We start from the raw sequence: 4,050 nt of genomic DNA on the forward strand, positions 1-4,050 counted from the left end.
TTATTCTTTAATGCGTACTTCTATAATTTCAAGTTTGTTGGAAGTAGTAAAATGGAATACTAATCGGCAAGCCGAGGTAGTTAAAATATTTGAAGTAGGTAAAATATATCTACCCTATGCCAATAAAATAAATTCTTTACCTAAGGAAAAAATAATAATCACTGGGATGATTACCAAGATAGGCCGCGGAGACCTTTGGGAAAAATCATCTTCTTTGGATATTTTTAATGTCAAAGGTATAATTGAAGTAATTCTTCAGGATTTAAAGGTGAAAAATTGGGAGGTAGTCCCAGGTAATCACCCCACCTTGCATCCTTTACAAAATGGCAAGATTATTATTGAAGGAGAAGAAATAGGAATTTTTGGTGAGATACATTCAGAAGTAATAAACAACTATCGTATTCCGGGAAAGGTTAATCTATTTGAGATTGATTTTGAAAATTTATTACCTCATATTCCTCCGGATATCCACTATTGTATTTTAGCAAAATATCCTTCAGCACAGAGAGATTTAGCCTTGATAGTAAAAGAAGAAATAATTTCTGCCGATATTATTAATGCAATAAAATCGATTGATGTAAAATTAATTAAAAAAGTAACTTTATTTGATATATTCAGGGGGAAGCAAATTGGTAATGGTTGCAAGAGCTTAGCTTATTCTATCGTTTTTCAAGCTGAAGATCGCACTTTGACTGATCAAGAAGTTGAAGACGTATATGCGAATATAAGAGAGAAGCTAATGACAAAATTTAATGCAAAAATAAGAGAATAAAAGAGCAGGTAGAAGGTATTTATGACAATAAACTGGGTAGATGTATCCATAATGATAATAATTTTATTAAACATGATTATTGGAATACGTCGTGGCATTATCAGAGGAATAATAAATTTATTAGGGTTGATGGTTTCTATTTTCCTAGCAATTTTTTGGTTTAAAGAAGTTGGAGAGTATATAAATCTGCATACTCAACTAAGTAAGGATATAGCAAATTTATTAGGTTTTGTTCTCATATTTTTTAGTATATATCTAATAGCGAGGATTATTGAAATAATCTTGAAAAAAATATTTTCTCTATTATTAATTTCCTGGATTGATACTTTAGGGGGAGCTTTATTTGGCTTAATTAAAGGTTTGTTAATAGTAGGGATTTTGTTAGTTATTATTACTTTGGTTCCTTTACCTGTTTTCTTTAAAGAGCAATTAGAAAATTCTTTTTTAGCAAATAGATTGGCGGCTATGACTATAATTATCTATGATTATTTTAAAGATTGGTTGCCTTCAAGCTTTCAGTTTAACAAAGAAGAATTTCTTAAAAAATTTCCTCTTAATTTATTTGTTTTAAAAAATACTACGAAATATTTTATTAATATTTAATCTACTCTGCCTGTGCGTTACACGCAGACAGGTCAGGCAGGCACGCAGACAGGTAAAAGGATATAATGATCTTTACTATTTTGTAATTTAAAAAGGTGAGACATCTATTGGATGAGCATACATTTTCAGTTTTAGAATTTTCAAAAATTAAAAAACAAGTAAAAGAAAATATGAACACTGCAACTGGCGAATTAATTGCAGAAACAATCAAACCTAAAACTGATTTAGAGCAAATTCTTATTGCTCAAAGAGAAACTACAGAAATGAGAGAAATTATTCTTTATGAAGGGACACCCCCTTTTACCAGATTAGAAGATATTAGTAATGAAATAAAAAAATCTGCAGTTAAGGGAGCCATTCTTGATACTATAAAAGTTTTAAAAATTTTGAAAGTTTTAAAAACTTTACGCTTGATTAAAAATTTTTTATTAAAAACTGAAAAAAAATACCCTTTAATTAAGGAAAAAACAGAGAAAATAGAAACTTTCACTGAATTAGAGGAAAAGATAACCCAGTGTATTGGGGAAGATGGAATAATTTTAGATCGAGCCAGCCCAGACTTAAAGAAAATTAGAAGAGAAATAATAAAAGAAGAGCAAACCATTAAAAATAAATTAGAAACCATCATTAGATCTTCTCAATTTAGCACCATTATTCAAGAGCCTATAATAACTATACGACAAAATAGATATGTAATACCCATAAAACAAGAAAGAAGAATAAAATTCCCCGGGATAGTTCACGATAAATCTGACAGTGGCGCTACTTTATTTGTTGAACCAATTGAAATAGTGGAGTTAAATAATACACTCCGCCAATTAATTAAAGATGAAGAGCGAGAAATATTAATAATTTTACAAAAATTAACTGCCCTTATTGGAGAAAAAGCACCAGAAATTAATGATAGTGTTTTGGTTCTGGGTAAAATTGATTTTATTTATGCACGAGCAGTATTAGCTAATAACATGAAAGCGGTGGAACCAAAATTAAATCAAAATGGATTTGTTAATCTCATTCAGGCAAGGCACCCTTTATTAAAAAATTCTGTAGTTCCCATTAATATCCGTTTAGGAAAAGATTTTGATATTTTACTAATTACTGGTCCTAATACAGGAGGTAAGACAGTTACTTTAAAGACCGTAGGAATACTTACTCTTATGGCTCAATGTGGGTTACATATTCCTGCTGCAGAGGGAAGTGAGATTGCTGTTTTTAAAAAGATATTTTGTGATATAGGAGATGAACAGAGCATAGAGCAAAATTTAAGTACTTTTTCTTCTCATATGAAATATATAGTTCAGATTTTAAGCTGGACTGATTCTAATTCTCTGATATTACTTGATGAATTAGGTGCAGGCACAGATCCTACGGAAGGAGCAGCTTTAGGTATGGCAGTTTTAGATTTTTTACGTAAAAAAAAATCTAAAGTAATCGCCACTACTCATCATGATACTTTAAAGACTTATGCGTATCTAACTGAGGGGGTAAATAATGCTCGTGTTGAATTTGATGAAAAGACCTTAAAACCCACATTTCAGATTTCTATTGGATTACCTGGCAAGAGTTGCGCTTTTATAATTGCCCGAAGTTTAGGTTTAGCTCCAGAAGTAATTTTACGAGCTCAGAGCTTTTTATCTCAAGAAAAAATTAAAGCAGATAGTTTAATTGAAAAGATCGAACAAGATAAAAAATTAATTGAAAAAGAAAAAGATCTAATAAAGATAACCAGAGAAGAAAGCTTTGAAATTAAAGATAGATTAAAGAAGGAACTAAATAAAACAGAAGAGGATAAAAATGAAATAATTCTAAGGGCTTACCAGGAAGCAGAAAAGATATTAAAAGAAACTCAGAATAGAGCTGAAAAGATAATAGAAAAAATGAATAAAAAGAGGACTATAAATACGCCATCTAAGGATTATCTATTAAAAGAAATGCAAGTAATTAACCAAGAGATAAAAGATGAGATAGTTAAAATAAAACCACCTGTCTGCGTGCAACCTGCCTGCCGCGCCAACGGCGCAGGTAGACGCACAGGCAGAGAGGAAGAGTTAATTAAAAATCAAAATATTAGAATAGGAGACTATGTACTAATCAAGAATTTAAATAAAAAAGGGATAGTGCTTTCTATTGAAAGCGAAAAGTGTAAGGTTCAAGTAGATAATATGAAGATGTTAGTCCCAGTTTTAAATATAGAAAAAATAGATATGCCCTATGAGACAACTAAGAATATTATTAAAAAAAAGAATACCATTACTAAAGAATTAATTAATAGAGATAATCTTTATTTGACTAAAATGAAAACCTTTAAAAACAATATTTTTCTACGTCGATTCAGAGTTGAAGAAGCCCGGCTAATATTAGAGAAATATTTAGATGACGCTTATTTGTTAGGAGTTTCACCAGTATATGTGATTCATGGGAAAGGTAAAGGTATCTTGCGGGAAGAAGTTAAAAAATTATTAGATAGAACACCTAATATTAAATCATTCAGATCTGGAGATGCAAGCGAGGGAGGTATGGGAGTAACTGTGGTGTATTTTAAAAATTAAATTCGGGTAGCGTTTAGCGGATAGCGTATATATAGAAGCGCAAAGCGTAGAGCGAAAAACGCAAAACTATAACTCAAAACTTAAAACTAAGAAGAAGGTTTTAAATTTTGAATTATGGTTTTACGC

The 4,050-nt window shown here is 30.5% G+C and carries 2 protein-coding genes and 1 pseudogene; all 3 read left to right on the plus strand.

Annotation, left to right across the window (positions count from 1 at the left end; translation table 11 throughout):
* Nucleotides 1-772, plus strand: a pseudogene (locus COZ07_RS00055) (hypothetical protein); the annotation flags it as partial.
* A 21-nt stretch (nucleotides 773-793) separates the two neighbouring features.
* Nucleotides 794-1,375, plus strand: a complete 582-nt coding sequence (locus COZ07_RS00060) for a CvpA family protein (RefSeq protein ID WP_406606581.1) — start codon at nucleotides 794-796, stop codon at nucleotides 1,373-1,375.
* Nucleotides 1,376-1,482: 107 nt separating this feature from the next.
* The gene (locus tag COZ07_RS00065; RefSeq protein ID WP_406606582.1) at nucleotides 1,483-3,924 is read left to right on the plus strand and encodes an endonuclease MutS2; all 2,442 of its coding nucleotides are present in this window, start codon (nucleotides 1,483-1,485) and stop codon (nucleotides 3,922-3,924) included.
* Nucleotides 3,925-4,050: the final 126 nt, after the last annotated feature.

It is taken from the genome of Candidatus Infernicultor aquiphilus, assembly GCF_002784285.1.
In the GTDB taxonomy this organism is placed as follows: domain Bacteria; phylum Atribacterota; class Phoenicimicrobiia; order Phoenicimicrobiales; family Phoenicimicrobiaceae; genus Infernicultor; species Infernicultor aquiphilus.

What these genes read in the sequence shown, in the direction of transcription:
- COZ07_RS00060 (WP_406606581.1), top strand. Translation starts at nt 794, where the DNA reads ATGACAATAAACTGGGTAGATGTATCCATAATGATAATAATTTTATTA.